Raw genomic sequence first — 26,809 nt, forward strand, 5'->3', positions numbered from 1 at the left:
CCGCCGGGGAGCCGTCCGCTCCCCGGCGGGAGGACGTGAGGAAAGGTGGCGCGGGCACGATGCCGCAAGCCCATGACGTTCAGGCGGCCGGAGGCCGCGTCGAGGCGTTGATCGCCGAACTCGCCACGCTCAGCGACCCCGTGACGCGTGCCAAGGCCGAGGAGCTCGTCCGCGTGCTGGTCGAGCTGTACGGCTCGGGCCTGGAACGGGTCGTCGAGATCGTCACCGACGCCGAGGCGGCGGAGGTGCTCCACCGCCTGGCCACCGACGACCTCGTCTCGGGCCTGCTCGTCCTGCACGACCTGCATCCCCTGAGCACGGCCGAGCGCGTCCGCGCCGCCCTCGACGCCGTCCGGCCCCAGCTCGGGCTGCACGAGGGCGGAGTCGAGCTGCTCGGCGTGGACGAGACCGGGGTCGTACGGCTGCGCCTGCAGGGCACCTGCCGGGGCTGCCCCTCCTCGCAGCTCGCCGTCACCTCCGCCGTCGAACGCGCCGTCCTCCAGGCCGCGCCGGAGGTGTCCGGGGTGGACATCGAGCGGCCGGCCGACGACCGGGCGCCGCTGCTGCAGATCCAGCACCGCCCGCCCGGCCCGTGCCCGGTGCCGGAGAAGGTCCCGTGACGGCCACCGGGCTGCGCCGGTTCCGCGAGCCCCGCGAGCCCGGCGTGGCACGGTGCGAGATGTGCGCGGAGCCGGCCGGCGAGGAGCACGGCCACGTGGTCAACATCGAAAGCCGGGCGCTGCTCTGCGCCTGCCGCGCCTGCCACCTGCTGTTCACCCATGAGGCGGGCACCCGGAGGCGCTACCGCGCGGTGCCGGAGCGCTACCTCTACGCCCCGTCGTTCAGGCTGGCCGCGGCCGACTGGGAGGAGCTGCAGATCCCGGTCCGCACGGCGTTCTTCTTCCGCAACTCCGCGCTCGACCAGATCGTCGCCTTCTACCCGAGCCCCGCCGGGGCGACCGAGTCCCTGCTCTCCCTGGAGACCTGGGAGCGCGTCATGGCGGACAACCCGATGCTGGCCGACATCCGGCCGGACGTCGAGGCGCTCCTGGTGGACCGGCGCCCGGAGGGCGGCTCGGTGTGTCACCTGGTGCCGATCGCCGCCTGCTACGAGCTCGTCGGCCTGGTCCGGCTGCACTGGAAGGGCTTCGACGGCGGGCAGGAGGCGTGGGAGGCCATCGACGGCTTCTTCGCCGAGCTGCGCCGGCGCAGCCGCGCCGTGCCGTCCGCGGAGCCCGCGGGGCTCGTCGGAGCCGCAGGACCCGGAGGGCCCGCGGGACCCGGAGGAGAAGACGATGCTCGATGAGCTCCAGTTCGCCTGCCTGGGCGCGCGGGCGGAGCCGCACGCGGCCTTCCCGACGCTGGTCTTCCGGCTGCGGATCACCGAGCCGTCCTCCGGCGGGGTGCACGCCATCGCGCTGCGGTGCCAGATCCGGGTGGAGCCGCATCTCAGGCGGTACGTGCCGGCCGAGGTGGAACTGCTCGACGACCTCTTCGGCGACCCCTCCCGGTGGGGTGACACGCTCAAGCCCCTGCAGTTCGCCAACGTCTCGATCACGGTCCCCGCGTTCAGGGGGACCACCGAGATCGACCTGCCCGTGCCCTGCAGCTACGACCTGGAGGTGGCCGCGGGCAAATACTTCGCCGCGCTCGACGAGGGCGAGGTCCCGCTGCTCATGCTCTTCAGCGGCACCGTGTTCGCCAGGGCGGACAACGGTTTCACCGTGGGGCAGGTGCCCTGGCACTGCGAGGCGCGCCACCGGATGCCGGTGGCCGTCTGGCAGGAGCTGATGAACCGCTACTTCCCGGAGACCGGATGGCTGCGGCTGCGCCGGGACACCCTGCGGGCCCTGCACCGCTTCAAGGCCGAACGCGCCCTGGCGACATGGGACGAGGCCGTGGAACTACTACTCAAGGAGACGCTGGGTTGAGCATGCCGATGGAGATCGCCCGGAGGGTGGCCGACGCGGTGCTGTACGAGGGCTACCTGCTCTACCCCTACCGGGCCTCGGCGGCCAAGAACCGGGTGCGCTGGCAGTTCGGGGTGCTCGTGCCCCCGGGGTTCACCGCCACCGCCGAGCCCTCCGCCAGCGTGACCGAATGTCTCCTCGAACGGGCCGACGACGCCGTGGTACGCCTGCGCCTGCGGTTCCTGCACGTCAGGACCCGCAGCGTCGAGCGGGCCGAGGGCGGCGGCCACCGGCCGGTGGCCGAGCTGACGAGCGGCGAGCGGACCTACCTCACCTTCGAGGAGGCGACCGAGCGCGAGGTGGAGGCCGTACTGCCCATCTCCGCGCTCCTGGACGCCGAGCAGACGGTCGAGGTGCGCGTCCCCGGAGACCGCTCGGCCGAGCTGATCCTCGCGCCGTCCGGCGAGCGGGAGGGCCGCGTCGTCTCCGAGCACCTGCCGCTGCGCGCGGCGCTCAGGGCCGGGGCCGAGCGGGTGCCGGGGCCGTACGGCCTCGTCAGGCTGCGTGTCCGGGTGGAGAACACCGCCGGCTGGGACGGGCCGGAAGCGGCGCGCGAGCAGGCGCTGCGGCGCTCGCTGATCTCGGCGCACCTGCTCATCGGGGTGACCGGAGGCGCCTTCGTCTCCCTGCTCGACCCGCCGGAGTGGGCCCGGCCGATGGCGCAGGACTGCCGCAACGTGCACACCTGGCCGGTGCTCGTCGGCGAGCCCGGACACCGTGACGTGGTGCTGTCGTCGCCGATCATCCTGTACGACTATCCGGACATCGCCCCGGAGAGCCCGGGTGACCTGTTCGACTCGACCGAGATCGACGAGATACTCCACCTGCGCACGCTCACCCTCACCGACGAGGAGACGCGGCAGGCGCGGGCGACCGATCCCCGGGCGGCGCAGCTCATCGACATGGTCGGCGACATGCCGCCTGAACTGGTGGAGCGGCTGCACGGCGTGATCCGCTACCTCGACACGCCCGCGCGGGAGGCCGCCACGCCCTGGTGGGATCCGGCGGCCGACGCCGGCGTGTCCCCGGAGACCGACAGCGTGACCGTCTCCGGGGTGGAGATCGCCAAGGGCAGCCGGGTCCGGCTGGTCCCCGGCCGGCGCCGCGCCGACGCCCACGACATGTTCCTGGCCGGCAGGACCGCCCAGGTGGAGGCCGTTCTCCTCGACCTCGACGGGGCACGGCACCTGGCCGTCACCCTGGACGAGGACCCGGGCGCCGACCTGCACCGCTCCCACGGGCGTTTCCTCTACTTCGCCCCGGACGAGGTCGAGCCGCTCGGGGACGGGGAGGCCATCGCATGAGGATTCTCCTCGCGGGGGTCGGGAACGTCTTCCTCGGCGACGACGGCTTCGGCGTCACGGTGGCCAGGCGCCTGGCGGACATGGACCTCCCCGACGGGGTCGGGGTCACCGACTTCGGCATCCGCGGCATCCACCTCGCCTACGAGCTCACCGGCGGCGGCTACGACGCCACGATCCTGATCGACGCCGCCTCGCGCGACGGCCCGCCCGGCACGCTGTACGTGCTGGAGCCGTCGCCGGACGAGTGCCCGGGGTCCTTCGTCGACGCCCACGCCATGACGCCCGAGTCGGTGCTGGCGCTGGCGGGCACACTCGGCGGCGCGACCGGCAGGGTCCTGCTCGTCGGCTGCGAACCCGCCGACCTCTCCCCCGGTATGGAGCTGAGCCCGCGGGTGGCGGACGCCGTCGGCAGGGCGGTGGAGCTGGTGCTGGAGCTGGTCGGGCAACAGATCGCGATGGCGTGCGCCAGCGCGGCTCATCAGGAGGAACGGACATGCTGAAACGTCTGGTCACCGGAGCGCTCCTCGTCGGGGTGGCGGTGATCGTCTACCAGTCGATCCCCGACATCAGGCGATACCTGCGGATCAGGAAGATGTGACGGCCCCGGCGCGGGCCGTGGCACGCGTCCCGGTGGCACACAAGCCGTGGCGCGCGTCCCGGTGGAACCCGTCCCGGTGGAACCCAAGGAAGAAACCCAGTGAAAGAGGTGAAGTTCAGCCATGCATGAATTCGGGATCGCGGAGGCGATCCTCGACGCGGTGGAGAGACGTGCCGACGGCCGGCGGGTGGAACGGGCGCGCGTGCACGCGGGAGCCATGCTCCGCATCACGGAACCCGTGATCAACCAGGCGTTCGCCATGGTCGCCGACGGATCGCTGGCCGAGGGCGCACGGGTGGACCTGGTCATCGTCCCCGTGCAGCTCATCTGCCGGTCCTGCGGGCAGACGGCCACGTCCGTCGACCCCTTCGCCACCTGCCCCGAATGCGGCGGCAGCGATATCGACACCGAGGGCGGCGACGATCTCGTCCTCGAATCCATCCAGATGGCGGAGGCCACTCATGTGCCTGGGAATTCCCGGCGAGATCGTGGAAATCCTGTCGGACCGTCCTGACCTGGCGATGGTCGACGTCAGCGGCGTACGGCGCGCGATCAACATCGGCCTGCTGGAGGAGGAGTCCCTCGCGCCCGGCGACTGGATCCTCATCCATGTCGGGTTCGCGCTGTCGAAGATCGACGAGGTGGAGGCCAGGGCCGCGCTCGACTTCCTCGAAAGCATCGGTGAGGCGTACGAGGACGAGATCGCGGCCCTCCGAGAATCCATGATCGAACAAGGATGAGATCCGATGCGCTTCGTCGATGAGTACCGGGACGCGGAGAAGGCCCGGACGCTGGCCGCGCAGATCGCCGCGCTGTGCGAGCCCGGCCGCGCCTACAAGTTCATGGAGGTGTGCGGCGGGCACACCCACACGATCTACAAGCACGGGCTGGAGGACTACCTGCCCGAGGCCGTCACGCTCGTGCACGGTCCGGGCTGCCCCGTCTGCGTCATCCCCATGGGGCGGGTGGACGACGCCATCCACATCGCCGAGCAGCCCGACGTGATCATGACGTCGTTCGGCGACATGATGCGCGTGCCCGGGGGCGGCGGCTCCTTCCTCGACGCCAAGGCGCGGGGCGCCGACATCCGCATGGTCTACTCCCCGCTGGACGCTCTGAAGATCGCGCGGGAGAACCCCGCCAGACGCGTGGTGTTCATGGCGATCGGGTTCGAGACCACCGCCCCCTCGACGGCGATGACCGTCCTGCGCGCGGCCGCCGAGGGGATCGAGAACTTCTCGGTCTTCTGCAACCACGTGACGATCATCCCCGCGATCAAGGCCATCCTGGACTCTCCCGACCTGCGCCTGGACGGCTTCGTCGGGCCGGGTCACGTCTCGGCCGTCATCGGCTGCCGGCCGTACGGGTTCATCGCGCGTGACTACGGAAAACCCCTGGTGGTGGCCGGGTTCGAGCCGCTCGACGTGCTGCACACGGTCTACCGGATCCTCGCGCAGCTGGCCGAGGGCCGGGTGGAGGTGGAGAACCAGTACGCCCGGGTGGTGCCGTGGGAGGGCAACCCGAAGGCCCTGGGCGTCATCAACCAGGTGATGGAGCTGCGGCCGTACTTCGAGTGGCGGGGGCTGGGGTTCATCTCGCACTCGGCGCTCAGGATGGGGGAGCGCTACGCCGCCTTCGACGCCGAACGGATCTTCCAGATCCCCGGCGGGCGGGTGGCCGACCCCAAGGCGTGCCAGTGCGGCGAGGTGCTCAAGGGCGTGCTCAAGCCGTGGGAGTGCAAGGTGTTCGGCACCGCCTGCACGCCGGAGACCCCGATCGGCACCTGCATGGTGTCGTCGGAGGGCGCCTGCGCGGCCTACTACAACTTCGGCCGCTTCTCCCGTGAGCGGGTCAAGGAGGCGACCCACCGGTGAACGACGAGGAAGACTCCTCCCTCGGGGAGGGGACCGCGGCGCGTGAGCTCCGGGAGGGGACCGCGCCACGTGAGATGGGCCCCGCCGGCCGCGCGGGCTCCGAGACGCGGGATCCGGTGGTGACCGCGCTCCCGGGCCGGAAGGGGCCGGATTCCGTGGTGACCGCGTTCCCGGGCCGGGATTCGGGGGAGGCCGTGTTCCCGGGCACGGAGGGGCCGGACTCCCGGGTGACCGCGCTCCCGATGGAGCGCGGCCCGCGGGGGAGTACGGCGACGAGCCGCGAGCAGGAGGTGCTGGAGCGGATCGAGCGGGTGCGCCGCCGCAAGGCCCGCGTCCGCGAGGACCGGATCACTCTCGCGCACGGCGCCGGCGGCAAGGCCACGCACACCCTGATCGAAGCGGTGTTCCTGGAGGCCTTCCGCAACCCGCTGCTGGAGCCGCTGGAGGACGGCGCGGTCGTCGACGGGCTGGCCTTCACCACCGACTCCTACGTGGTGACGCCGCTGTTCTTCCCGGGCGGGGACATCGGCGACCTGGCCGTCAACGGCACGGTCAACGACCTGGCGATGTGCGGGGCGCGGCCCAGATACCTGTCGGCCGCCTTCATCGTCGAGGAGGGCTTCCCCGTCGCCGACCTGCGACGCATCACCGCCTCGATGGCGGCGGCGGCCCGGGCGGCGGACGTGTGGATCGTCACCGGCGACACCAAGGTCGTGGAGAACGGCAAGGCCGACGGCTGCTACATCACCACCTCCGGCGTCGGGACGGTGGAGCGGCCGATCCGGCTGAGCGCCGCCGCCGCCCGGCCCGGCGACGTGGTCATCGTGTCCGGCCCGATCGGCGAGCACGGCGTCACCGTCATGCTCGCCCGCGGCGAGCTCGACATCCAGGCCGACCTCACCTCCGACACCGCGCCGCTCAACACGCTGACCGGCCGGTTGCTGGACGCCTGCGGCGACGGGCAGGTGCGGTGCCTGCGCGACGCCACCCGGGGCGGGGTGGCGACGGTCGTCAACGAGATCGCCGTGGCCTCCAAGGTCGCGGTCGTGCTCGAAGAGGACGCGATCCCGGTATGCCCGGCCGTGCGCGGGGCATGTGAACTACTGGGGATCGACCCGCTCTACGTGGCCTGTGAGGGGCGGATGGTCGCGGTGGTGGCCCAGCGGTCCGCCGAGGCCGCGCTGGCCGCCCTGCGCTCCCATCCGCTCGGCTCCGAGGCGGCCGTCATCGGGCGGATCGGCGACGACCCGCCTGGGCTGGTCCTGCTGAAGACCTCCTTCGGCGGCACCCGCATCGTCGACCTGCTGGTCGGCGACCCCCTGCCGAGAATCTGCTGAGAGCCCGAAATCCCATGGGGGCTGGACATGAACGAGCCACGTGAGTCAGAGGACGCGGGCCGGTTCGAGGGAGACGAGCACGGTTACTCTCCCGACGTGCGGCACGCGAGCGAAGAGGTGGTGCAGGCCGGCAACCGGGCCTGGGGTCCTCCGCCGGAGGACAAGGTGCCGGGGCGCGAGGTGTCGGAGGAGGAACGCGAGGGGATCTCCGCCACCGACACCGAGCCCGAGGGGCCCCTCGGCGTCGGCGCCAGCACGTCCCGGCGGCCCGAGGACGTCGCGGCCCGGGAGCAGGAGGAGGGGCGCGGGACGGCCGGCGTCGACGAGAGGACCGGGCGCCCCTACGGCACCTCCGGCGCGGAGGACGCCACCGGTGTCGGGGCCCAGGAAACCGTCGACGAGGAGAGCCCGCACCTCCCGCCGGGGGACACTGCCTGAGCCCGCCGCGCGGGCCGGCCCGCCCGTGAACCGGCTCCGTGCGGCCGTGAGCCGTTTCCATGCGTCCGTGCATCGGCCCCTGGGGCCGCGGGCCGGCTCCGTGGGATTGCGAGCCGGCTTCATGCGGTCCGTGCGCCGGTTCCATGCGTCCGTGCACCGGCTCCGTGGGATTGCGAGCCGGCCCGCTCGCGGTGGGAACGCCGGTGAGCCCTGTCCTTCCCTGCCTTTACGTCTTCTTGCTCGATGAGTTGATTTACCGGCAGACAGGGCCGGGGATGGACCGCGCGGAAGATGTCGATCATCGACATGCGCGGTTCTGGCGGCGAGGAGGGGCTCATGAGCCCGATCGTGGTGATCGGGGCCGGGCTCGGCGGACTGTCCTCGGCGGTCCGGCTCGCCGCCGCCGGGCGGGACGTCACGCTCGTGGAGGCCCGCGAGACGCCGGGCGGCTGCTGCGGGACGGCGAGCGTGGGGGACTACCGCTTCGACACCGGGCCGTCGGTACTGACGATGCCGGACGTGCTGGCCGACGTCTTCGCCGCCGCCGGGGAGGACATGGAGAGCCTGCTTCCGCTGCGGCGCCTGGACCCGTACTACCGGCTGCGCTATCACGACGGTTCCCACCTGGACATCGTGCCCGGTGAGGAGGCCATGACCGAGCAGGTGCGCCAGCTGTGCGGCGCCGCGGAGGCGGACAGGTACCGGCGGTTCCGGGCCAGGCTCGGCGAGCTGTTCGCCTGCGAATGGCCCTCCTTCGTCGACCGCGACATGACACGGCTGCGGAGCCTGGCCCAGCCGGGCGTCCTGGCCAGGCTGGCCGCCCTGGGAGGTTTCCGGCGGCTCGACCGCCTCGTGAAAGGGCACCTCACCGACGCGAGGCTCATCAAGGCGCACACCTTCCAGTCCCTGTACGTGGGCCTCTCCCCCCAGCGGGCGCTCGGCATCTACGCGGTGATCGCCCACATGGACACGGTCGGCGGGGTCTTCTTCCCCCGCCACGGCGGCATGCACGCCATCCCGCGGGCCATGGCCGCCGTGGCGGAGAAGGCGGGGGCGCAGATCAGGTACGGCGTGCGGGCCGTCGGGATCGAGACCGGACCCTCCGGGGTCTCCGCGGTCCGGCTCGACACCGGAGAGCGTCTCGCCGCCGCCCACGCCGTGGTCGCCTGCGACCTGCCCCACGCCCACACCGGGCTGCTGCCCGGCGCCGCGCGCGACTGGCGGCTGCGCCGCCCCCGCTACTCGCCCTCCTGCCTGGTCCTCCACTTCGGCCTGGACCGGCGGCTCGCCGGCCAGGCACACCACACCCTGCACTTCGGCCGCGAGTGGAGCTCCACCTTCTCCGCCCTGAACGCCGGCAGGCCGCAGCCCGACCCGAGCCTGCTGGTCACCTACCCCGAGTCCGACACCGGCGCCGCGCCCACCGGCCACGCCACGCTCACCGTGCTGGAGCCGACCGCCAACCTGGACGGCGCGAACGGCGTGAACGGCTGGGACGGGCTCACCTCACGGCTGGAGGACCGCCTGCTGGGCAGGCTGGCCGACCTCGGCTACGGCGACCTGACGACCGCCCTCCGCCTCACCGTCGACCCGCCCGCCTGGGCGCGGCTCGGTCACTCCGCGGGCACCCCCTTCGCCATGGACCACCGCTTCACCCAGACCGCCTGGTTCAGACCGGCGGGCACGGCCCGGCGCGTCCCCGGACTCCACTTCGCGGGCATGTACACCGCGCCGGGAGTGGGAGTGCCGCCGGTGCTGATCTCGGGCAAGCTCGCGGCCGAACGCATCCTGGAGACATCTCGATGACCCTGACCAGCAGTTACGAACTCTGTCGCAGGCTCAACGCCCGTCATGGCCGTTCCTACTACCTGGCGACCCTGCTGCTGCCGGCGTGGAAGCGCCCGCACGTGCACGCCCTGTACGGCTTCGCCCGTTACGCCGACGAGCTCGTCGACTCCTTCACGATGACGGACGATCGCGCGGAGGCGCTCGACGGGCTGGCCGGCCGGCTGGCGGAGGCGCTGGCGGGCGGCTCCGTCGACGACCCGGTGCTTCCCGCGTTCGCGCACACCGTGCGCTCGTTCGGCATCGACCGGGCCGACATCGAGCACTTCCTCCGGTCGATGCGGACCGACCTGACCGTCAGCCGCTACACCACCTACGACGACCTGCTCCGCTACATGGAGGGTTCGGCGGCGGCCATCGGCACGATGATGCTGCCCATCCTCGAACCGCTGCCGGGCATGGCGGACCGGGCCCGCGGACCCGCCCGCGAGCTCGGGCTGGCCTTCCAGCTCACCAACTTCCTGCGTGACGTGGCCGAGGACCTGGCACGCGGCCGGGTGTACCTGCCGCTCGCCGACCTGGACAGGTTCGAGGTGAGCGTGGCCGACCTGGGAGACCCCCACCCCACTCCCGCCCTGCGCAGGCTGCTGGCCTTCGAGATCGAGCGGGCACGCGGCCACTACCGGCTGGCGCTGGAGGGCGTCGAGCTGCTGACCCCCTCCTCGCGCCCGTGCGTCCTCGCGGCCTACGAGCTGTACGGCGGCATCCTCGACCAGATCGAGGCCGCCCGCCACGACGTCCTGGGGACCCGTGCCACCGTGCCCCGGCGCCGCCGGCTGACCGTCTTCGCGCGGCACCTGCTCGCGGCGTCCGTGGCCGACCGTGCCGAACGCAGGGCCGTCGTCCAGGTGCCCTGAACCGCGCCAGCGGAGTCGTCTGTCACTGTCGCCAGGAGGATGCGATGTCGGAGCCGGTGGTCGTCGACGCGATGGGCGGAGACCACGGGCCGGCCGAGACGGTCGGCGGGGCCGTCATGGCCCGGCGGGAGCACGGGGTCCCCGTCGTGCTCGTCGGCAGGGCCGGGGAGATCCGCGCGGAGCTGGCCCGCCACGGCGCGGTGGGCGAGGTCGACGTGGTGCACGCCGAGGAGGTCGTCCCGATGGGGGAGAGGGGCGCGGGAGCCGTCGCCTCCGGAGCCTCCAGCCTGAGGGTGGGCTGCGAGCTCCTGCGGCAGGGCGCGGGCTCGGCGTTCGTGTCGGCCGGCTCCACCGGCGCGGTCGTCTCGTGCGCCATCCGCGGCATCGGCCGCGCGCCGGCCGTGCTCCGGCCGGCGCTGGCCATCGCCCTGCCCTCGGTCACCGGCGGCGCCACCGTGCTGATCGACGCCGGGGCGACCTCCGACCCCACGCCCGAGATGATCGCCCAGTTCGCGCTGCTCGGCGTGTCCTACGCCCGGCTCGTGCTCGGCGTGGCCGACCCGTCGGTCGGCCTGCTGTCGATCGGCTCGGAACCGGGCAAGGGCAACCGGCTGACCCGCAGGGTCGAGGAGCTGCTGCCGGGACTGCCGCTGCGCTTCCACGGCAACGTGGAGGGCCACGACGTGCTGGCCGGCACCGTCGATGTGATCGTCACCGACGGGTTCACCGGCAACATCGTGCTGAAGAACGTCGAGGGATCCGTCCGGGCGGTGCTGACCCTGGTGGCCCGCTCGGGGGCCGCCGGGCCCGAGGCGCTGCGAGGGGTGGCCCGCCGCTACGACCCCGAGACCCACGGCGGGGCGGCGCTGCTCGGCCTGAGCGGCACCGTCGTCGTCGCGCACGGCTCCTCCCGGGCGGCGACGATCACCCGGGCCTGCGTGGTCGCGCACGACCTCGCCGGCGGCGGGATCGTCCCCGGCGTCCCGGACCGTCTCGCCGCCGAGCCGGTCACCTGAACGGGCCGGCACGGTGACCGTCCACCTTTCCCGAGACCGGGCCCGAGGCAGAGGCCGGGCTCCGGGGCGGTGGCTCGCGGGTGGGGAGGCGGACCAGGCAGGGACCGCCTCCGGGAACCGGTCACCCTCCTCGTCCGCCGTACCGGGCGAGGGGGTCGGTCCCGTTCCAGGTCCCCTCGCTGCCGTACGGGACGAACCGGGCGAACAACTCCTCGGAGTACCAGCCCTCCGCCCGGGTCTGCCCGATCGCCTCCCGGTGCGCCTGCCCCCGGTAGGCGAAGTCCCGCACCGCGTGGGAGTCGCGCCACAGGGAGAACGTGGCCTGCCGGGCCAACGGCCATTCCCCCACACCGACCGAGGCCAGGCAGCCGGCCTGCTCGCCCAGGAGACGCTCCACCTGCGGGACCGACCGGTAGAACGGCACCAGCCGGGAGGGCCGGATCGAGGCCCGGGTCAGCACGGCGACCGGCCCGCCCGTGTTCCGCCGGGGGACCTCCTCGATCGGCCCGAACGGCTCCACCCCGCCCCACCGGCCGCGCGAGGCCAGCGGCGCCAGCCGTACCTGCCAGGACTCCCGGGCCTGATCCCGCCAGCGCGCCGCCACGGGCGAGGTCTCCAGGAAGTCCTCCAGCGCCCGCTCCTCGCTCCAGACCGCCAGCAGCGCCCAGCGGCGCAGGTCCGCGCCCAGGCTCATCGAGGTTCCGCGGCCGGAACCCAGCAGCCGCCAGAACCGCAGTCCCGGGGTGGCCGCCAGCACCGGCCGGTCGAACGCCATGTATCGCATGGATCCCAGATCCACATACCTCGTGAGGTGGAACGAAGCGATGATTCTCCTGCTCGGCGCGGTCATCGGCGGCTACCTTCTCGGGTCCGTGCCGGTCGCGGTGGCGCTCTCCCGGGCGTACGGCTTCGACCCCCGCGAGGTCGGCGACCGCAATCCCGGCTTCTGGAACGTCAAGGAGCGGCTCGGCCGGCGGGCCGCCCTGCCCGTCTTCGCGGGCGACACCCTCAAGGGCACGCTCGCCGCGCTGCTCGCCCTCGCGTTCACCGGCCCGCACACCATGGGGCTCGCGGGGGTCACCGGCGCCGGCGCCGTGCCGGTGTACCTGGCGGTGGCCGCCGCGATGATCGGGCACGCCTGGCCGGTGTTCGCCGGCTTCCGGGGCGGCCGGTCGATCCTCGCCTTCGTGGGCGGCTCCGCCGTCATCTGCCCGCCCGGGTTCCTGCTCGGCGTCGCCGCCCTGATCGTGGGCGGCCTGGTGACGCGCTCCTTCGCCATCGGCGCGCGGGCGGGCGTCTTCGGCCTCCCGCTGTTCCAGCTCCTCTTCGCGCCGGTCGAGCACGTGGCCGGGACGGGGGCGCTGATGTGCCTCATCGGGCTGCGCTTCGGGCAGGCGGCGCGGGCCGCCCGGCCCGGCCCGGCCGATCGGGCCGGGCGCCGGGCGTGACCCCCGGAGCCGTGATCCCGGAATAGGTACGGCCCCGCCAGCTGCGCACCGGGCACAGCGTCGCCTGCGTCAGCCGTACCGCGGTCAGCGGATCCAGCAGGGGCGACAGCAGCACGCCGGGGCCGGGCCGGGCGTAGCTGCCGCGCAGCGCGCCGGTCAGCAGCAGGCGTACGGCCAGCAGCCCCAGGTCGAGCCGGGTGGGCCGCCCCGCCGCCAGCCGCAGCACGGGCAGGGCGGCGGTGAGCCAGATCGCGGCCAGGTCGGCGGCCTGCCGGCCGGGTCCGGTGACGTCGCGCAGCGGCAGCGACCTCCCCCACTCCCGCCACACCTCGGCCACCGACTCGTGCATGTCGACCTCCAGCAGGCCGCCCGCGTCCAGGAAGCCCACCGCCCAGCCGTCGGCGGCCAGGGTCCGGGCCAGCGCCACGTCGTCGGTCATGTGCCCGCGGACCCGCGCGAACCCGCCGGCGGCCAGCATCGCCGTACGGCGGAAGGCCATGCACTGGCCGTTGGCCACGACACGGTGCGGAGCGGGGACGGAGGACGGCCCGATCGGGCCGGACCGGTAGACCAGCGTCGCCAGGAACGAGGCGTGCAGCGCCTGCTCGGCGATCCCGTCGCAGACGAACCGGGGGCCGGCGCTGACCAGGTCGTAGCCGTCCAGGGCCGCGGCCAGCGCGCCGAACAGGCCCGGCGCGGGCCGGGTGTCCGCGTCGAGGGTCACCACGATGTCGCCGCCGGCCGCCTCGACCCCCTGCAGCAGCGCCCACTGCTTGCCCACCCAGCCCTCCGGAAGAGGCGCGCCCACGACGACCTTCGCGCCGAGATCGGCGGCCAGCCGCGCCGTGCCGTCGCTCGACTCGTCGTCGACGACGAGGACCTCCGCGACGGCCGGATCGGTGAGCACCGCCGACAGGCAGGGGCCGATACGGCCCTCCTCGTCGCGGGCCGGGATCACCACCGAGATCCGCCCGGCCGTCGCCCCGGTGGGGGCCAGCGGTGGCAGCCGGTCGCGTCCGCGGGCCAGCCGTACCCCGACGGCGAGGGCGGCGGCGGCCTGGAACACGGTGAGCGGGCTCATCGGGGCGATCTCTCTTACACGGTGGAGGGCGGCCAGGAGTCCCGGGCGGTGAGCGGTGGTGCGGAGCGTGGTGAGCGGTCTCATCGCCGCAGGTCCTCCTGGACGAGCGAGGCGACGATGCGGCCGCCCATCGCGACCAGCGGCAGCCCGCCGCCGGGGTGGACCGAGCCTCCCACCAGGTACAGGCCGCGCCGGGGACCCCTGTTTCCGGGGCGCCGGAAGGGGGCGAGCGGGCCGGCGTAGGCGCCACCGTAGATCGCCCCGCCCCACGCGCCGTACCGCTCGCGCAGGTCGGCGGGGGTCAGCAGATCGACGAAGCGGAGCCGCCCCGACAGGTCGTGACCCCGCGCGGCCAGGCGGTCCAGCACCAGGTCCCGGTAGGCCTCGGGGGACATCGGCCACCGACCCGGGTCGCGGGCCGGGACGTTGACCAGCATGACCCAGTTCTCGGCGCCCTCCGGAGCCTGTGACGGGTCGTCCACCGCCGAGCAGCCGATGTAGACGGTCGGATCCTCCGGCGGCCGGCGGCGGTCGAAGATGTCGGCGAACTCCCGTCCGTAGTCGGCGGAGAAGACGACGGAGTGGTGCGCCAGTCCCTCGGTCCGCCCCTCCACCCCGGCCAGCAGCAGGAACGCCGAGGAGGAGGTGCCGAGCGCGGCGATGCGCCGCAGCCGCCGCCGATCCGGCAGCAGCCGCCCGTACAGCGCCGCCGCGTCGGTGTTGGCGATCACGACGTCGGCGCGTTCGCGCTGCCCGGAGGCCAGCCGTACGCCCCGGACCCGGCGGCCGTCGGCGAGCACGTCCGTCACCTCGGCGCCGAGGGCGACCTCCACCCCCGTCTTGTCCAGCAGCAGGGCCAGGGCGTCGGCGACGCGGGGCAGCCCGCCGGGCACGTACCAGCCGCCCTGCCCGTGCTCGATCGCGGGGATGCAGGCCAGAGCCGCCGGGGCCCGGTAGGGGCTGGAGCCCGCGTAGGTCGCGTAACGGCCGGCGTACTGGAGCAGGCGCGGATCGGTGAAGAAGCGGCGGGCCAGGCCGTCGAGGGTCCGGCCGGGCGCGACCGCCATCAGGTCGGACAGGCGTGCCCGCGCCGGCGGCCGGGTGAGCGGCCCGGCGAAGAACGTGTGACGCGACGCCTCGAAGCAGGTCCGCGCCCACTCGTGAAAGGCCAGCCAGTTGCGGCCCTCTCCCGGCGAGAGCCGGTCCACCTCGGCGGCCGTCCTCGCCGGGTCGCGGTACGCCGTCAGCGCCGAGCCGTCGGCGAAGCGGTAGCGGCACAGCTCCCGCGGCTCGACGAGGTCGAGCTCCAGGCCGAGGTCGGCGAAGACGCCGGGCAGGGTCAGCAGCGACGGCCCGACGGAGAAGGTGAAGCCGTCGCGCGCGTGCTCGGCGAGCTTGCCCCCCAGCCGGGACCGCTGCTCGTACAGCCGCACCCGATGCCCCTGCCCGGCCAGCAGCAGGGCGGAGACCATGCCGCCCACGCCGCCGCCGATCACGATCACCTCCGCCACGTGCGCCTCCACGCGAGCACGGCGAACAGGCCCATGCAGACTCCCCCCATCGCGGCGACCATCGGATCCGGCGGATCGAAGACCACCGCGAAACCCAGGGTCTCCATGAACGCCATCACCGTGTAGATCGCGACCAGCCCGGGGCTCCTGGCGCCCGGGTCGGTCAAGATGACCTCGATCAAGACCATGACCAGCAGGGATACCGCCAGCCAGCCGGCGAAGTTGCTGATCGGCACCCCCCGGTAAAGGCCGGGGTCATGCCAGGTCCACAAGCCCAGCCGGATCATCTGCGGATCGAGGAACAGGTCCCACGCGGTCAGCGCCAGGGCTCCCAGGACGATCCGCGCCGCGCGGCTCCCGGGGACCGCGGCCGCGGCCGTCGCGTGGGCCGCCAGTCCCATGCCGCCCCACGCCAGTGCCACGATCACCGGCACCCCGCCGAGCTGCGGCCGGAGCAGCCCGGTGTAGCCGTAGTCCCCGAAGGGCAGCCCCGTCCTGGTGCCGACCCACTCCGCGGCGTACCCGGCCACCACCGAGGCGGTGAGAGCCGTGACGGCTCCGGGAAAGGTGTGGACCGCGGCGGCGAAGGCCAGGGCGCTCGCCACCAGGAGCAGAACGACCACGCTGGTGAGAGGGATCGGCCGGGGCTGCAGCCCCGAGGCGACCTGCGCGGCGATCACGCCGAGGAGCAGCACCACGCCCAGCACGCCGAGGGCTCCCCGGCCGCCCGCGGACGACCTCTGCCTCACGGCGTCCCTCACCGGGCCGGGAGCCGGGCGTCCGCTGTTCACCTCATGGCTGTGCCCTGCGGATGGTCATCGGAGCGGTGGGCGCCGGTCAGATTCACTTTGATCTTTTGATCCCCCGCCACCGCCGCTGTTTCCGCCGCTGCCGGTCCCGTGGCGGGTCCGGGCGGGTCCAGGTGGGGGCCGGGCGGGTTCGGTGCGGGAAGGCGCGTATCGGCGCGGAAGATCAGCCCCCCGCCCCTGTGGCCTCCAGGTGGTCGAGTACGGCCCGCGCCACCTCGTGTTTGGACATCTCGGGTCTCTGGAAGCGCAGGTCGGCCACCTCGGTGAAGGAGGCCGCCCTGCGCTCGTGCAGTTCGGACGCCAGCTCCAGCGGCTCCTTGCCGAACCGCGGCCGGTGGGACCTGGCCATGATCTTCTCGGCGAGGAACTCCGGCGTGGCGTCCAGCCACACGACCAGGGCCGGTTTCAGCTCGGTCCGGCACCGCGGGTCGTCGAGCACGCTGGCCGCGGCGGCGATGACCGGAGCGGGCCGTTCGGCGAGGGAGTCCAGCAGGTGGGCGGCCTCCCTGGCATGGAGCACCTCGGCCCCCTCACCGGCGGCGATCTCGGCGGCCGTGGCGCCGTAGCGTTCTTCCAGATACTCGTCGCTGTCGCGCATGGGCCTGCCGAGGGCTTTGCTGAGCAGCCGTGACACGCTGGTCTTCCCCGCGCCCATCAATCCGATCACGACGATCGGGACGTCGGCCGTCATGCACGCCACCTCCTGCTGTTCATGGAACGAAGTGCCCATTTCCTGCCCAGCAGGACCGGCTCTAGCCGTCCGGCCCGTTCAGGCCAGCAGGGTGGCGGCGATGGCACGGGCCTGCTCGGCGGGGACGACCGAACGCTCGCGTAGCGCGGTGACGATCGCACCGTCCATGAGCATGACGAGCTGCCGGGCGAGCGTGGCCGAGTCGCGGTGGCCGGCCGTGACCAGCAGGGACTCTACATAGTCGGTCACCCGGCTCTTGTGGTCGGTCGCGACGCGGTGTGCCGGGCTGCCGGGGTCGGCGCTCTCGATCATCGTGTTGATGAACGCGCACCCCCGGAAATCGGCGCGGGCGAACCGTTCCGCGAGCGCGTCGAAGACCGCCAGCGGCCCGCCGCCGTGGGCGGCGACCCGCTCGGCCAGCCATTCGCGCCACCGCAGGTCACGACGTTCGAGCATGGCCACGACCAGGTCGTCCTTGCTCGGGAAGTGCCGGTAGAAGGAGGCGCGGCCGACTTTGGAGACGGCCAGTATCTGCTCTACGCCGACGACTCGGATGCCCTCGGCGTAGAAGAGCTCCTCGGCGGTGTCCAGCAGGCGTTCTCGGGCTCGGGTCGGCACAGGAGAATTCTAGCCGCTGTTGACGGAAATGGTACTGATCGGTACCGTTTTCTCAAACGGAACCGATCGGTACCATTTGAGGAGAACCCATGCCCCGGCTGCCGCAGTTGACCGAAGACCCCGATGGCCTGCTGGAGGAGACACGACGCCAGCTCGGCCGGGTGCCCAACCTGTACGCCGCGCTGGCGAACGGCCCCGCCGCGCTACGCGGTTACCTGGCGATGCGCGACGCGCTCACCGGCGGCGTGCTACCCGCCAGGCTGCGGGAGAAGATCGCCCTGCTGGTCGCGCAGGAGAACCACTGCACCTACTGCGTCAGCGCGCACACGATGCGCGGGACCCGCATGGGCATGAGCGAGGAGGAGCTGAAGCTGACCCGTGACGGCCATGACGCCGACCTGCATGCCGACGCGGTGCTGCAGATCACCCAGGAGGTCGTACGCGCGGGCGGCAGGGTGAGCGACGAGAGCCTGGCCCGTGCCCGGCAGGCCGGTGTGACCGACGCCGAACTCGCCGAGATCGTCGCCCACGTCGCCCTCAACACCCTGTCGAACTCCTTCAACCACCTGGCCCAGCCCGACCTCGACTTCCCCGAGGTGACCGTGTGAACCTCACCTGGCGCACCGCCTCCGTCGAACTCGTCGACGGCTACTGGATGACCGGCCCCGACGGCAGCCCCACCGGCCGTGTCGAAGAGGCCCGGGTCGCGTTCGAGGGCGGCTTCACCCACATCGAGGTACCGGGCACCGGCCTGATCGACGTGGTCTCCGCCCCGGCGATCCGATTGATCACCTATCGGACCGGCTGAACCGCCCGGTCCCCAACCGCACGCCGCCCGTCGGCGCCGGCCACTCCGTCGGAGGCGGTCAGCGGCACCCGGTAGGTCCCGGCCTCGCTGAACGACGCGGCCGCCGGACCCGATGACCGCCGGGTCGCGCTCCTTCATGAACAGCGCCCGGCTGCGGCTCGTCAGCCACGGTCCGGCCGGGCGGTCCGGGTCAGCCGGCGGTGGGCAGCCAGACGCGCATGGTGGCGGGGCCCTGGTTGCCCCAGCGGTGGTAGGGCACGAGCCTGAGGGGCTCTCCCGAGGGGACCGGGACAGGCTCCTCCGGGGTTCCCGCTTTCCCCGCCGGCTCGGGCGTGTCCGCTTTCCCCGCCGGTCCGGGCGTGTCCGCGTTTCCCGGCGCCGGCGGCGCCGGCGGCGTCGCCGCGTCCTCCGCCCGCGCCGGGCCGCCCGTCCGCGGCGAGGAGGCGTACGGCCAGGCGTCCGCCCCGGGGGAGACGAGCACGGCCTCGACGTCGAGCTCGACGACGCCGTCGACGAGGTGCTCGACCGGGGGCGAGACCCGCGCCTCGACGAGGGCGAGCGGGGGCTCGTCCTTCACCGACTCGGCGCAGTAGACGAGCGGGCCGCGCTCGACCGCCGCGCAGCCGCGTACGGCGTCCACCCGGCGGTCCGGGTAGGTCCAGCGGGGCGTCATCGGCAGGTGGAGGCGGATCTCGTCGCCCGGCCGCCAGCGCCCTTCGGCGACCGCGTAGCCCGCGGGCACCGGGCGGGTGGTCCCGCCGTGGGAGATCCGCGCACCGGAGGCCCACGGCGGGACCCGCAGGGAGATCCGCCCCGATCCGCCCCTGACCACCCGGACGGTCACCTCGCCCGACCACGGGTAGCCGGTCTCGACGCGCAGGACGAGGCCTTCGTGGTGGATCTCGGCGGGGGTGTGGTGGTGGATCTGCACGCCGGAGGCGTCGGAGGTCGCGACGTAGGCGGCCAGGGAGGCGTAGGTGCGGGCGATGTTGTTGGGGCAGCACGACACGGTGAACCACGGCGAGCGCAGGCCGCCCTCGGCGGCCGGGTTCATCCCCTCCGGCGGCGCGGCGGGCACGCGGACGTGCAGCGGGTTGGCGTAGAAGAACGAGCGGCCCTCCAGCGCGGGTGAGGTGGCCAGCACGTTGAACATGGTCCGCTCGGCCAGGTCGGCGTAGCGCACGTCGCCGGTGGCCAGCAGCAGCCGGTGGGCGAGCATGATCGAGCCGATCCCGGCGCAGGTCTCGGAGTAGGCCCGGTCGGGCGGCAGCTCGAAGTCGTCGCCGAAGGCCTCGTCGGAGTGGCGCGAGCCCATGCCGCCGGTCAGGTGGACGCGCCGGGCGACGGTGCGCTCCCACTGCGCCTCGATCGCCGACAGCAGCTCGGCGTCACCGGTCTCCACGGCGACGTCGACCGCTCCCGAGGCGAGGTAGACGGCCCGTACGGCGTGGCCGCGGAACACCCGTGCCCGCCGTACCGGGAGGTCGTCCTGGAAGTAGGCGCGGCCGAACTCGATGTCGTCCAGCGCGGGCAGCCCGCGACGCTCGACGAACCGGCGGGCCATCTCCAGGTAGCGCTCGGCGCCGGTCGCCCGGTACAGCTCGACCAGGGCCATCTCCACCACGGGATGGCCGCACGTCTCGGAGGTGTCCATGAAGCGCCGGCAGATGTGGTCGGCCGCCCGCCGGACGACGCCGGTCAGCTCGTCCTCGCCGTGCGTGCGGAGCCGTGCGACGCCGGCTTGGATCAGGTGGCCGTAGCAGTAGAGCTCGTGGCCCCACTCGAAGTCGGTGTAGCGGTCGCCGTACCAGCGGGTGTTGAGGTAGCCGTCCTCCTCCTGCGCCCGTGCCACGGTCGCGGCCAGCTCCGGCAGGGCGGGGTGGCCGGCCCAGGCCATCCCCTCCAGCAGCTTGTAGATCTCCGAGTCGCTGAACTCCCGGCCCTGCCGGAGGACCGGGTCGCGGCGGGCCGGGTCCCCGCCGAGCCTGCGGAAGTTGCCGATCCAGCCGGCCCGCTCCATCCACTCCTGGCAGTGGGCGATGATGACCTCGCGGTTGAGCGCGACGCGGTCGCCCCAGAAACCCGGCGTCAGCCGTACCGAATCGAGCCCCAGAGGGGACAGCGCGCCCGAGGAGGGCAGGACAGGACTAGCCACGCAACGCTCCTGACATGAATCCGCGCACGTAGTGGCGCTGCAGAACGATGAAGAGGATCAGGCAGGGCACGGCCATGACCATGACCCCCGCCTGCAACATGCCGTAGTCGACGGCGCCGAACGTGCGCTGGGTCATGCTGACCACGGCCACCGGGAGGGTGAAGCTCGCGCCGTCGTTGAGCAGGATGAGCGGCGCGAAGAAGTCGTTCCAGGAGGCGAGGAAGGCGAACAGGCCGACGGTGATCAGAGCGGGCCGCACCGCGCGCAGCAGGATGCGGGAGAAGGCCCGGAAGGTGCCGCAGCCGTCGATGAGGGCGGCCTCCTCCAGCTCGCGGGGGATGGCCTCGAAGGCGTTGCGCATCATGAACAGCGCGAACGGCAGCTGGAACATCACGAAGACGAGCGAGAGACCGACCAGGGAGTTCTGCAGGCCGATGTAGCCGAGCAGGACGTAGAGCGGGATCAGGATGGTCGCGTACGGCACCATCAGGATCGCCAGCGTGGTGAGGAAGAGCAGGTTCTTGCCGGGGAAGTCGAAGCGGGCGAAGGCGTAGCCGCCGAGGGCGGAGATCACCAGCGTGCCGGCGACGGTCATCGCCGACACCAGCGCGCTGTTGGTCAGGTAGGTGCCGACGCCCTCGCCGAACCGGGCCATCTCGGTGTAGTTCCCCACCCCTCCGTCGAAGGAGGACCAGCCGCTCCACAGCAGCGGGAACAGGAAGAGCACCGCCAGGGCCGACATCGTGCTGTAGTACCGCGTTCTCATCGGTCGTTCACCGCTCCTCGCCCGCTCCGCCGGCCGCGCCGGGTTCCCTGTTCACTCCGACCTCCTGAGCACCCGCATCTGCAGGGCGTTGAGCGCGACCAGGGCGACCAGCAGCACGACCGACAGCGCCGCGGCGCCGCCGAGGTCGAAGCGGAAGAACGCGTCGCGGTAGACGACCATGACCATGGAGACGGTGCTGTTGTCCGGGCCGCCGTTGGTGAAGACGAAGAACTGGTCGAAGGCGAGCAGCGAGCCGGTGACGCTGAGGATGAGCATCAGCGCGAGCGTCGGCCGGAGCAGCGGCAGCGTGATTTTGGTGAAGATCTGCCGGCGGCCGGCGCCGTCGCTCCTGGCCGCCTCGTAGACCTCGACCGGGATCGACTGCAGGCCGGTGAGCAGGATGAGCATGTTGAACCCGGCGAACCGCCACAGCACCAGCGCGATCGTGGAGAACAGCGCCATGTTCGGGGTGCCCGTCCATTTCACCGGCTCGTCGGTGATCCCCAGGGCCTGCAGGATCGGGTCGATCGGCCCGAAGTCGCTGTTCAGCATGGCGTAGAAGAGCAGCGCCGCGGAGGCGAAGCCGACCGCGCCGGGCAGGAAGAACGCCGTGCGGAAGAAGCCGACGCCCGGCCTGCGCTCCTGCACCAGCAGGGCCAGGCCGAGGGCCGCCCCGGCCAGCAGCACCGTCGTGATGACGGTGTACTTCAGCGTGAAGCCCACCGCGTCGAGGAAGAGCGGGTTGTCGGCGATCTTGGTGTAGTTGTCCGGGGCGTTGAGCGCCGCCTGGCCGAGCAGCGGCCAGCGGTTCAGCGACATCCAGACGACCAGCGCCAGCGGCACCACGAACAGCACGCCCACGATCAGCGCGGTGGGCGCGGCGTAGAGCCAGCCCTGGGCCCCCCGGCTCCGCCACCAGGGGGGTGGAGCCGGGGCGGCCCCGCGCGCCGCCCGCCCGCCGCGTCGTGTCAGGGTCACCGTCATTGCTGCAGCGACTTGGTGATGTCGGCGTTGAGCCCTGCGACCTTGCCCGCGTCGCCGAACACCGCCTCGCGGGCCAGGCGCAGCCACGGCCCCTGCGGGTCGTTGAAGGTCTGCCCGAACCGCAGCGCGTACGGCGTCTGCCCCTTGGCCACCAGCGAGTTGATCATCACCACGCGCGGGTCCTCGGCGGAGTACTTGTTGCCGGACAGGTCGGTGCGGGCGGGCACGTCCTTGTTCTTGGCCATGACCTCGACCTGCGCCTCGTCGGAGACCGTCCAGGACAGGAACTCCCAGGCCGCGTCGGCGTTCTCGGTGGTGGAGGAGATGCCGACCGAGTCGCCGCCCACGAACGTCGACTCGCCGCCGTCGGGCCCGGCGATCGGCGCGACACCGATCTTCATGTCCTCGGGCATCGAGCCGAGCGTGGTCGAGGGCATCGGCATGACGCCGATCTCGCCCTTGGGGAAGAAACCGGTCCAGGTCGGGCCCTGCTCCTCCTTGGCGGTGGGGCCGGTGACGCCCTTGGCGTACAGGTCGCGGTAGATCGCGAACACCTCGGTCATCGGGGCCCGGTCGTTGAGCGAGGCCGTGCCCTCGGGGTTCATGACCTGCCCGTTCGCGGCCCAGACCGAGGGCCAGAAGGTGAACACGTAGCAGCCGCCGCAGTTGCCGCCGAAGAACGTGCCGTGCACCTTGCCGTCCTTGCCGAGCTTCTCGTCGACCGTTTCGGCCTGCTCGGCGAACTCCTTGAGCGTCCCGGGGCCCTTCTCCGGGTCCAGCCCGGCCTTCTCGTACAGGTCCTTATTCCAGAACCAGACCGACAGGTCGATGGTGTGCGGGAGCGTGTAGGACCGGCCGTCCAGCGTGCCCAGCTTGATGTGCGAGGGCGCGAGGCTGTCCTTGTACGGCAGGGCGCCGATCCGGTCGGTGATGTCCAGGAACAGGCCCTGCGAGGTGTAGTTGGGCACGAAGATCACATCGGCGGCGAAGATGTCCGGCAGCTGCTTGGCGCCCGCGGCCGCCGCGATGCGCGGCTGGTAGTTGTCCGTCGGGATGACGGTCAGCTTCACCTGGTTCTTGTGGCTGCTGTTGTAGGCCTTGACCAGCCGCTCGCTCTGCGCCTGGGTCGCGGCACGCGTCCACATGGTGATCGTGAGGCCTCCGGTGGACTTCGCGGCCTCCGTGGCGCCCGAGCCGCCTGCGCCGCAGGCGGCCGCCGACGCGGCGGTCAACAGGCCCAGCAGGGCGATCCCGGCCTTCCGGCCTCGGGGTGAACGTGGATTCATGGCCCTCTCCTCACGGCATCCCCCCGAGACGCACGAAACAGAACTAAAAGGTTTTCGGAAACATAAAAGAAACGTTCGGAGAGTGTCAATGGGTCCGTCGGCGCCGGCCTGCCGGAGGGCGGCTTGCCCATCGGAGAAGCCCTCGTTAAAGTCTGTTCGCAATGGCTCGCGGCTGTCACGGATGCCCGGAGCGGGATGAGAGAAAAGGATTTCGCGAGATGGTCGGTAGGCGATCACGTGCGGTGACCATAAGCGACGTGGCATCCCTGGCAGGGGTGTCGATCGCCACCGCGTCCAAGGCGCTGAACGGCCGGGACCAGGTGCGGGCGGAGACCCGGCAGCGGGTGCTGGAGGCCGCGGAGGAGCTCGCCTTCCAGCCCAACGCCCTGGCCAGAGGGCTGCTGTCCGGGCAGACCCGGACCGTCGGGCTGCTCACCAGCGACAGCGTCGGCAGGTTCGGGATCCCGGTGCTGCTCGGCGCGGAGGACGCGTTCGGGGCGGGGGAGATGGCGCTGCTGCTGTGCGACGCCCGTGGTGACGCCATCCGCGAGCAGCACTACATCCGCACGCTGCTCTCCCGGCGCGTGGACGGCCTCATAGTGGTCGGCGAGAGCACGAACACGCGCTCGTCCATCAGCCGCGACCTGCCCATCCCGGTGGTCTACGCCTACGGGGAGTCCGACAACCCGGACGACGTCTCGTTCGTCCCCGACGACGTGGGCGGCGCGGTCCTCGCCGTACGGCACCTGCTGACCGCGGGGCGGCGCAGGATCGCGCACGTCACGGGACCGATGGACTACAAGGCCGCGAGGGACAGGACCGAGGGCCTGCGGAGGGCGCTGGAGGAGGCCGGCGTCGCCCAGGTCGGCGAGACGCTCTCCGGTGCGTGGTCGCAGCGCTGGGGCCGGCACGCTGCGGAGATGCTGCTGATGGCCGAGCCGGAGGTGGACGCCGTCTTCTGCGGCAGCGACCAGATCGCGGCGGGGTTCGTCGAGGCCACCAGGGAGCGGGGCCGCCGCATCCCCGACGACATCGCGGTCGTGGGCTACGACAACTGGGAGGTGTTCTCCACCGAGACCCGGCCCGCGCTGACCACGGTCGACATGAACCTGGAGACGCTCGGCCGCACCGCCGCCCAGCACCTGTTCGCCGCCATCGACGGCCGTGCCACCCCGGGCGTCCACCGCATGCCCTGCCGGCTCGTCATCCGCGACTCCACCGCGCCCCGGGGACCCTCCTGACCCGGAGGGGGGACCGCGCCGCCGACCCGTTGCAACGGATGCGCGCTCAGCGCCGGCCGCGTCTGCTCATCGTCGTCTCCGTCGGGAACTCCTGGTCGGTCGGCGGCAGCCGGGCCTGCCGCGTGGTCCGTGGCCTCCTCCGGTGGGCGAGGGGTGTTCGGCCCAGCGGCCGGAGGAGGGGATCGCAGACGGGACGGCGGACCTCAGCTGCCGGGCCGCCACTGTTCCGTGGGCCAGGTCTCCCGCCGCCAGGCGCTGTCCCAGAACATCCACTCGTACTCCGTGGCCTGGACGAACGCCTCGGTCATGGCCGCGCGGGTCTCGCCGTCCGCCCCGGCCGCCAGCCGGTCGGCGATCTCCTTGGCCCGCTCGACCGACTTGGCGAAATCCGGATCGGCGTAGGTGGAGATCCACGCGCGGTAGGGATGGCCGGCGACGTCGCCGACCTGCTTCACAAGCGCCGCCCCCACGTCCTGGTAGACCCAGAAACATGGCAGGACGGCGGCGACGAGCACCGAGTACGGCGCGGCCAGCGCGACGGCCTGCAGGAAGGAGGAGTAGCCGAGACAGGTGGGCGAGGTGCGGATGCCCGAGAGGTCGGTGGCGCTCAGGCCGTACTCCTCGATGTAGCCCTCGTGCAGGGTCCGCTCGGCGGCCAGCGCGGCGTGCGCGCTGCTCGACCAGAACGCGGCCTCCTCGGGGTCGGCGGCCCGCACCGAGGCGGTGGCGAGCGCCTTGGAGAACGCCTCGAGATATCTGGCGTCCTGCACGATGTAGAAGGCGAACCGCCGGCGGTCGAGGGTGCCCTCGCCGAGTGCGGCGTTGAAGGGGTGCTCGTGGATGGCTCGCAGCAGTGCGGCGGAGCGTGCCCAGACGTCGTCGCAGAACATGACGTCCCTTCGCTAGTTCGAACTAGATCAGGTTCGACGGGTGTGTTCTCAGCTCCGGACCTGCCGGGGCACCCCGCGTCGCGAGTAGGGTAACAGCTCGTTTGCCCGCCGCGGGGAGCGCCGCCGTCGCCCGCTGACGCCGCGCGAGGAGCAGGTCCATCGCGGCAGGACTCACCCGCCAGGTCGCGGCGCGACGGCTGCGGATCTCGATCAGAACCCTGGACAAGCACCTTGAAGCGGTCTACCGCAAGCTGGGGGTGGACAGCCGCATTCAGGAGGCCCTCTGGCTGAACGCCTCCCGGACAAGAGAGAACCGATGAGACCACCCGAGGACGGATGGCGCACCGATCCCGGTAGATTCTCGACGGTGAGTTCCAGCGCCGACCGGGAGTCCAGATGTCGATGCACGAGTTCGAGGATCTCGTCGCGGATTCGATCCGCGCCCTGGACGCCCACTATCCCGACCCCGACCCGCGCGTCCGCGGCTGGGTGGTCGCGCTGTTCAGGTTCCAAGGTGGATTCGACTGCTCGTTCACGCACTTCCGGGTGATGGACATCCTCCTGCGACGTGGATTCACCTACCGGTTCCCCGTGGATCAGCATCCTGACCACGCCGGGCGGCGTGAGTACTTCGACGGCCTGGAAGGCTTCACCGCACTGCGGGTCTTCGATGAGGACGACGACGACTTCGACGGCTACGCGACCTGGCTTGAGGACGGCTACGTCGATCCCCCGTACGTCTACTGTGACGCGGGTACGGATCTGTGGCGGCGTATGTCCGACGAGGGACGTCTCACAGGTGAGGACGCCGTCGCGCCGCGTCGCGTGTCCCTGGTGGAGACCGTCGCCGCCGTCGCCCGCGCCGCCGAGGACCTGTCCGATCACGGACTGATCGCCGACTGGTACGCCCTCGGCCCCCACATGCTCCTGAACACCCTTGTGTCGCTGGAAGACCTCCAGACCCTCCCGGGCGTCAGCGAACTGCGCTCGATAGCTCATCGGACCGGCGGCGTCTCCCTCACCCATGAGCCCGTCGACGACCTGGAAACCTGGTGGGCGACTCCGTCAGGCTCGCGAGCCTGACGGACCTCGCCGGCGGCAGCGCCGGGGGATGAACGGCACCTGCTCCACGTGTGGCTGACGGCGGCGGCGGGGAAAGGGGCTCGCCGCCGGTGACCGTACGGGCTGTGTGCGGCTGATCGTGAGGCCTGTTCAGGTGCTCTGTCCACCCGGGGCATCTGATCGATCAGCCGCTTGCGGCACTCCGGCCGCGACGGCTGAT

At 72.3% G+C, this 26,809-nt stretch carries 31 protein-coding genes and 1 riboswitch; of the genes, 20 read left to right on the top strand and 11 right to left on the bottom strand.

Annotation, left to right across the window (positions count from 1 at the left end; genetic code table 11):
• Positions 1-59 precede the first annotated feature (59 nt).
• The 14 genes from SROS_RS18535 (at position 60) to plsX (ending at position 11,239) form a co-directional block, all read left to right on the top strand.
• Entirely contained in the window at positions 60-620 is a 561-nt protein-coding gene (locus SROS_RS18535) for a NifU family protein (RefSeq protein ID WP_012890478.1), read from the top strand.
• Positions 617-1,306 carry a DUF5947 family protein gene (locus tag SROS_RS18540; RefSeq protein ID WP_012890479.1) on the top strand — a complete coding sequence of 230 codons (690 nt, stop codon included), beginning with the start codon at positions 617-619 and terminating at the stop codon, positions 1,304-1,306. Before SROS_RS18535 ends, SROS_RS18540 begins: the two co-directional genes overlap by 4 nt.
• Complete coding sequence (locus tag SROS_RS18545; RefSeq protein WP_012890480.1) at positions 1,296-1,931, top strand: DUF6084 family protein; 636 nt, start codon at positions 1,296-1,298, stop codon at positions 1,929-1,931. Before SROS_RS18540 ends, SROS_RS18545 begins: the two co-directional genes overlap by 11 nt.
• Positions 1,932-1,933: 2 nt before the next feature.
• The gene (locus tag SROS_RS18550; protein WP_043652308.1) at positions 1,934-3,274 is read left to right on the top strand and encodes a hypothetical protein; all 1,341 of its coding nucleotides are present in this window, start codon (positions 1,934-1,936) and stop codon (positions 3,272-3,274) included.
• Positions 3,271-3,774 carry a hydrogenase maturation protease gene (locus tag SROS_RS18555; protein WP_012890482.1) on the top strand — a complete coding sequence of 168 codons (504 nt, stop codon included), beginning with the start codon at positions 3,271-3,273 and terminating at the stop codon, positions 3,772-3,774. The genes SROS_RS18550 and SROS_RS18555 overlap by 4 nt, the downstream gene beginning before the upstream one ends.
• Positions 3,768-3,872 carry a DUF6893 family small protein gene (locus tag SROS_RS54425; RefSeq protein ID WP_012890483.1) on the top strand — a complete coding sequence of 35 codons (105 nt, stop codon included), beginning with the start codon at positions 3,768-3,770 and terminating at the stop codon, positions 3,870-3,872. Before SROS_RS18555 ends, SROS_RS54425 begins: the two co-directional genes overlap by 7 nt.
• A 121-nt stretch (positions 3,873-3,993) precedes the next feature.
• The gene (locus tag SROS_RS18560) at positions 3,994-4,386 is read left to right on the top strand and encodes a hydrogenase maturation nickel metallochaperone HypA/HybF (protein ID WP_012890484.1); all 393 of its coding nucleotides are present in this window, start codon (positions 3,994-3,996) and stop codon (positions 4,384-4,386) included.
• Complete coding sequence (locus SROS_RS18565; RefSeq protein WP_231509982.1) at positions 4,361-4,612, top strand: HypC/HybG/HupF family hydrogenase formation chaperone; 252 nt, start codon at positions 4,361-4,363, stop codon at positions 4,610-4,612. The genes SROS_RS18560 and SROS_RS18565 overlap by 26 nt, the downstream gene beginning before the upstream one ends.
• Before the next feature lie 6 nt (positions 4,613-4,618).
• Positions 4,619-5,746 (top strand): hydrogenase formation protein HypD, encoded by a 1,128-nt coding sequence (gene hypD / locus SROS_RS18570; protein WP_012890486.1) that lies wholly within the window; start codon positions 4,619-4,621, stop codon positions 5,744-5,746.
• Positions 5,743-7,083, top strand: coding sequence for a hydrogenase expression/formation protein HypE (hypE, locus tag SROS_RS18575; RefSeq protein WP_012890487.1), 1,341 nt, complete (start codon positions 5,743-5,745; stop codon positions 7,081-7,083). The genes hypD and hypE overlap by 4 nt, the downstream gene beginning before the upstream one ends.
• 27 nt (positions 7,084-7,110) lie before the next feature.
• The gene (locus SROS_RS18580) at positions 7,111-7,521 is read left to right on the top strand and encodes a hypothetical protein (protein WP_012890488.1); all 411 of its coding nucleotides are present in this window, start codon (positions 7,111-7,113) and stop codon (positions 7,519-7,521) included.
• 291 nt (positions 7,522-7,812) lie between these two features.
• Positions 7,813-9,327, top strand: a complete 1,515-nt coding sequence (locus SROS_RS18585) for a phytoene desaturase family protein (protein ID WP_245564669.1) — start codon at positions 7,813-7,815, stop codon at positions 9,325-9,327.
• Positions 9,324-10,223 carry a phytoene/squalene synthase family protein gene (locus SROS_RS18590; protein WP_012890490.1) on the top strand — a complete coding sequence of 300 codons (900 nt, stop codon included), beginning with the start codon at positions 9,324-9,326 and terminating at the stop codon, positions 10,221-10,223. Before SROS_RS18585 ends, SROS_RS18590 begins: the two co-directional genes overlap by 4 nt.
• A 44-nt stretch (positions 10,224-10,267) precedes the next feature.
• Positions 10,268-11,239 (top strand): phosphate acyltransferase PlsX, encoded by a 972-nt coding sequence (gene plsX, locus SROS_RS18595; RefSeq protein WP_012890491.1) that lies wholly within the window; start codon positions 10,268-10,270, stop codon positions 11,237-11,239.
• 121 nt (positions 11,240-11,360) lie between these two features.
• Here the strand turns inward: plsX and SROS_RS18600 are convergent, their stop codons facing one another.
• Positions 11,361-12,023 (bottom strand): hypothetical protein, encoded by a 663-nt coding sequence (locus tag SROS_RS18600; RefSeq protein ID WP_043656030.1) that lies wholly within the window; start codon positions 12,021-12,023, stop codon positions 11,361-11,363.
• Positions 12,024-12,063: 40 nt separating this feature from the next.
• Here SROS_RS18600 and SROS_RS18605 point away from each other — a divergent pair, with 40 nt between their 5' ends.
• Entirely contained in the window at positions 12,064-12,687 is a 624-nt protein-coding gene (locus SROS_RS18605) for a glycerol-3-phosphate acyltransferase (protein WP_012890493.1), read from the top strand.
• Here the strand turns inward: SROS_RS18605 and SROS_RS18610 are convergent.
• The 5 genes from SROS_RS18610 to SROS_RS18630 all read right to left on the bottom strand — a co-directional run bounded on the left by SROS_RS18610 (position 12,611) and on the right by SROS_RS18630 (position 17,397).
• Positions 12,611-13,852: a glycosyltransferase family 2 protein gene (locus tag SROS_RS18610; protein ID WP_012890494.1), complete on the bottom strand. Its 1,242-nt coding sequence runs from the start codon at positions 13,850-13,852 to the stop codon at positions 12,611-12,613. The two genes, SROS_RS18605 and SROS_RS18610, sit on opposite strands and share 77 nt — an antisense overlap.
• Positions 13,849-15,279 carry a phytoene desaturase family protein gene (locus SROS_RS18615; protein WP_043656037.1) on the bottom strand — a complete coding sequence of 477 codons (1,431 nt, stop codon included), beginning with the start codon at positions 15,277-15,279 and terminating at the stop codon, positions 13,849-13,851. Before SROS_RS18615 ends, SROS_RS18610 begins: the two co-directional genes overlap by 4 nt.
• Positions 15,267-16,028 (bottom strand): carotenoid biosynthesis protein, encoded by a 762-nt coding sequence (locus SROS_RS18620; protein ID WP_043656040.1) that lies wholly within the window; start codon positions 16,026-16,028, stop codon positions 15,267-15,269. Before SROS_RS18620 ends, SROS_RS18615 begins: the two co-directional genes overlap by 13 nt.
• 223 nt (positions 16,029-16,251) lie before the next feature.
• Positions 16,252-16,779 (bottom strand): shikimate kinase, encoded by a 528-nt coding sequence (locus SROS_RS46045; protein ID WP_012890497.1) that lies wholly within the window; start codon positions 16,777-16,779, stop codon positions 16,252-16,254.
• A gap of 78 nt (positions 16,780-16,857) precedes the next feature.
• Positions 16,858-17,397, bottom strand: a complete 540-nt coding sequence (locus SROS_RS18630; RefSeq protein ID WP_012890498.1) for a TetR/AcrR family transcriptional regulator — start codon at positions 17,395-17,397, stop codon at positions 16,858-16,860.
• Positions 17,398-17,486: 89 nt separating this feature from the next.
• Between SROS_RS18630 and SROS_RS18635 the strand changes: the two genes are divergently transcribed.
• The gene (locus SROS_RS18635; protein ID WP_012890499.1) at positions 17,487-18,005 is read left to right on the top strand and encodes a carboxymuconolactone decarboxylase family protein; all 519 of its coding nucleotides are present in this window, start codon (positions 17,487-17,489) and stop codon (positions 18,003-18,005) included.
• Positions 18,002-18,205, top strand: coding sequence for a hypothetical protein (locus SROS_RS52180; protein ID WP_012890500.1), 204 nt, complete (start codon positions 18,002-18,004; stop codon positions 18,203-18,205). The genes SROS_RS18635 and SROS_RS52180 overlap by 4 nt, the downstream gene beginning before the upstream one ends.
• A 190-nt stretch (positions 18,206-18,395) precedes the next feature.
• On the opposite strand, the gene SROS_RS18645 is transcribed toward SROS_RS52180, so the two are convergent.
• From SROS_RS18645 to SROS_RS18660, 4 genes are read right to left on the bottom strand one after another with little or no spacing between them, the layout of a single operon-like run.
• Complete coding sequence (locus SROS_RS18645) at positions 18,396-20,360, bottom strand: glycoside hydrolase family 127 protein (RefSeq protein ID WP_012890501.1); 1,965 nt, start codon at positions 20,358-20,360, stop codon at positions 18,396-18,398.
• Positions 20,353-21,126, bottom strand: coding sequence for a carbohydrate ABC transporter permease (locus tag SROS_RS18650; RefSeq protein WP_012890502.1), 774 nt, complete (start codon positions 21,124-21,126; stop codon positions 20,353-20,355). Before SROS_RS18650 ends, SROS_RS18645 begins: the two co-directional genes overlap by 8 nt.
• 51 nt (positions 21,127-21,177) lie before the next feature.
• Positions 21,178-22,110 carry a carbohydrate ABC transporter permease gene (locus SROS_RS18655; protein WP_012890503.1) on the bottom strand — a complete coding sequence of 311 codons (933 nt, stop codon included), beginning with the start codon at positions 22,108-22,110 and terminating at the stop codon, positions 21,178-21,180.
• On the bottom strand, positions 22,107-23,396 hold the full coding sequence (locus tag SROS_RS18660) for an ABC transporter substrate-binding protein (protein WP_012890504.1): 1,290 nt from the start codon (positions 23,394-23,396) through the stop codon (positions 22,107-22,109). Before SROS_RS18660 ends, SROS_RS18655 begins: the two co-directional genes overlap by 4 nt.
• Before the next feature lie 257 nt (positions 23,397-23,653).
• On the opposite strand from SROS_RS18660, the gene SROS_RS18665 reads away from it, so the two are divergent.
• Positions 23,654-24,637: a LacI family DNA-binding transcriptional regulator gene (locus tag SROS_RS18665; RefSeq protein WP_218919872.1), complete on the top strand. Its 984-nt coding sequence runs from the start codon at positions 23,654-23,656 to the stop codon at positions 24,635-24,637.
• Positions 24,638-24,840: 203 nt separating this feature from the next.
• Here SROS_RS18665 and SROS_RS18670 read toward each other — a convergent pair whose 3' ends face one another.
• Entirely contained in the window at positions 24,841-25,527 is a 687-nt protein-coding gene (locus SROS_RS18670) for a TenA family protein (protein ID WP_012890506.1), read from the bottom strand.
• Positions 25,515-25,613, bottom strand: a riboswitch (TPP riboswitch). Its footprint overlaps the gene before it by 13 nt.
• A 72-nt stretch (positions 25,614-25,685) precedes the next feature.
• Between SROS_RS18670 and SROS_RS54430 the strand changes: the two genes are divergently transcribed.
• Both SROS_RS54430 and SROS_RS18675 read left to right on the top strand, forming a co-directional pair.
• Entirely contained in the window at positions 25,686-25,847 is a 162-nt protein-coding gene (locus tag SROS_RS54430) for a LuxR C-terminal-related transcriptional regulator (protein WP_081453432.1), read from the top strand.
• Between the two features lie 76 nt (positions 25,848-25,923).
• On the top strand, positions 25,924-26,610 hold the full coding sequence (locus SROS_RS18675; RefSeq protein ID WP_012890507.1) for a hypothetical protein: 687 nt from the start codon (positions 25,924-25,926) through the stop codon (positions 26,608-26,610).
• Positions 26,611-26,809: the final 199 nt, after the last annotated feature.

This window comes from Streptosporangium roseum DSM 43021, from assembly GCF_000024865.1.
GTDB lineage: Bacteria > Actinomycetota > Actinomycetes > Streptosporangiales > Streptosporangiaceae > Streptosporangium > Streptosporangium roseum.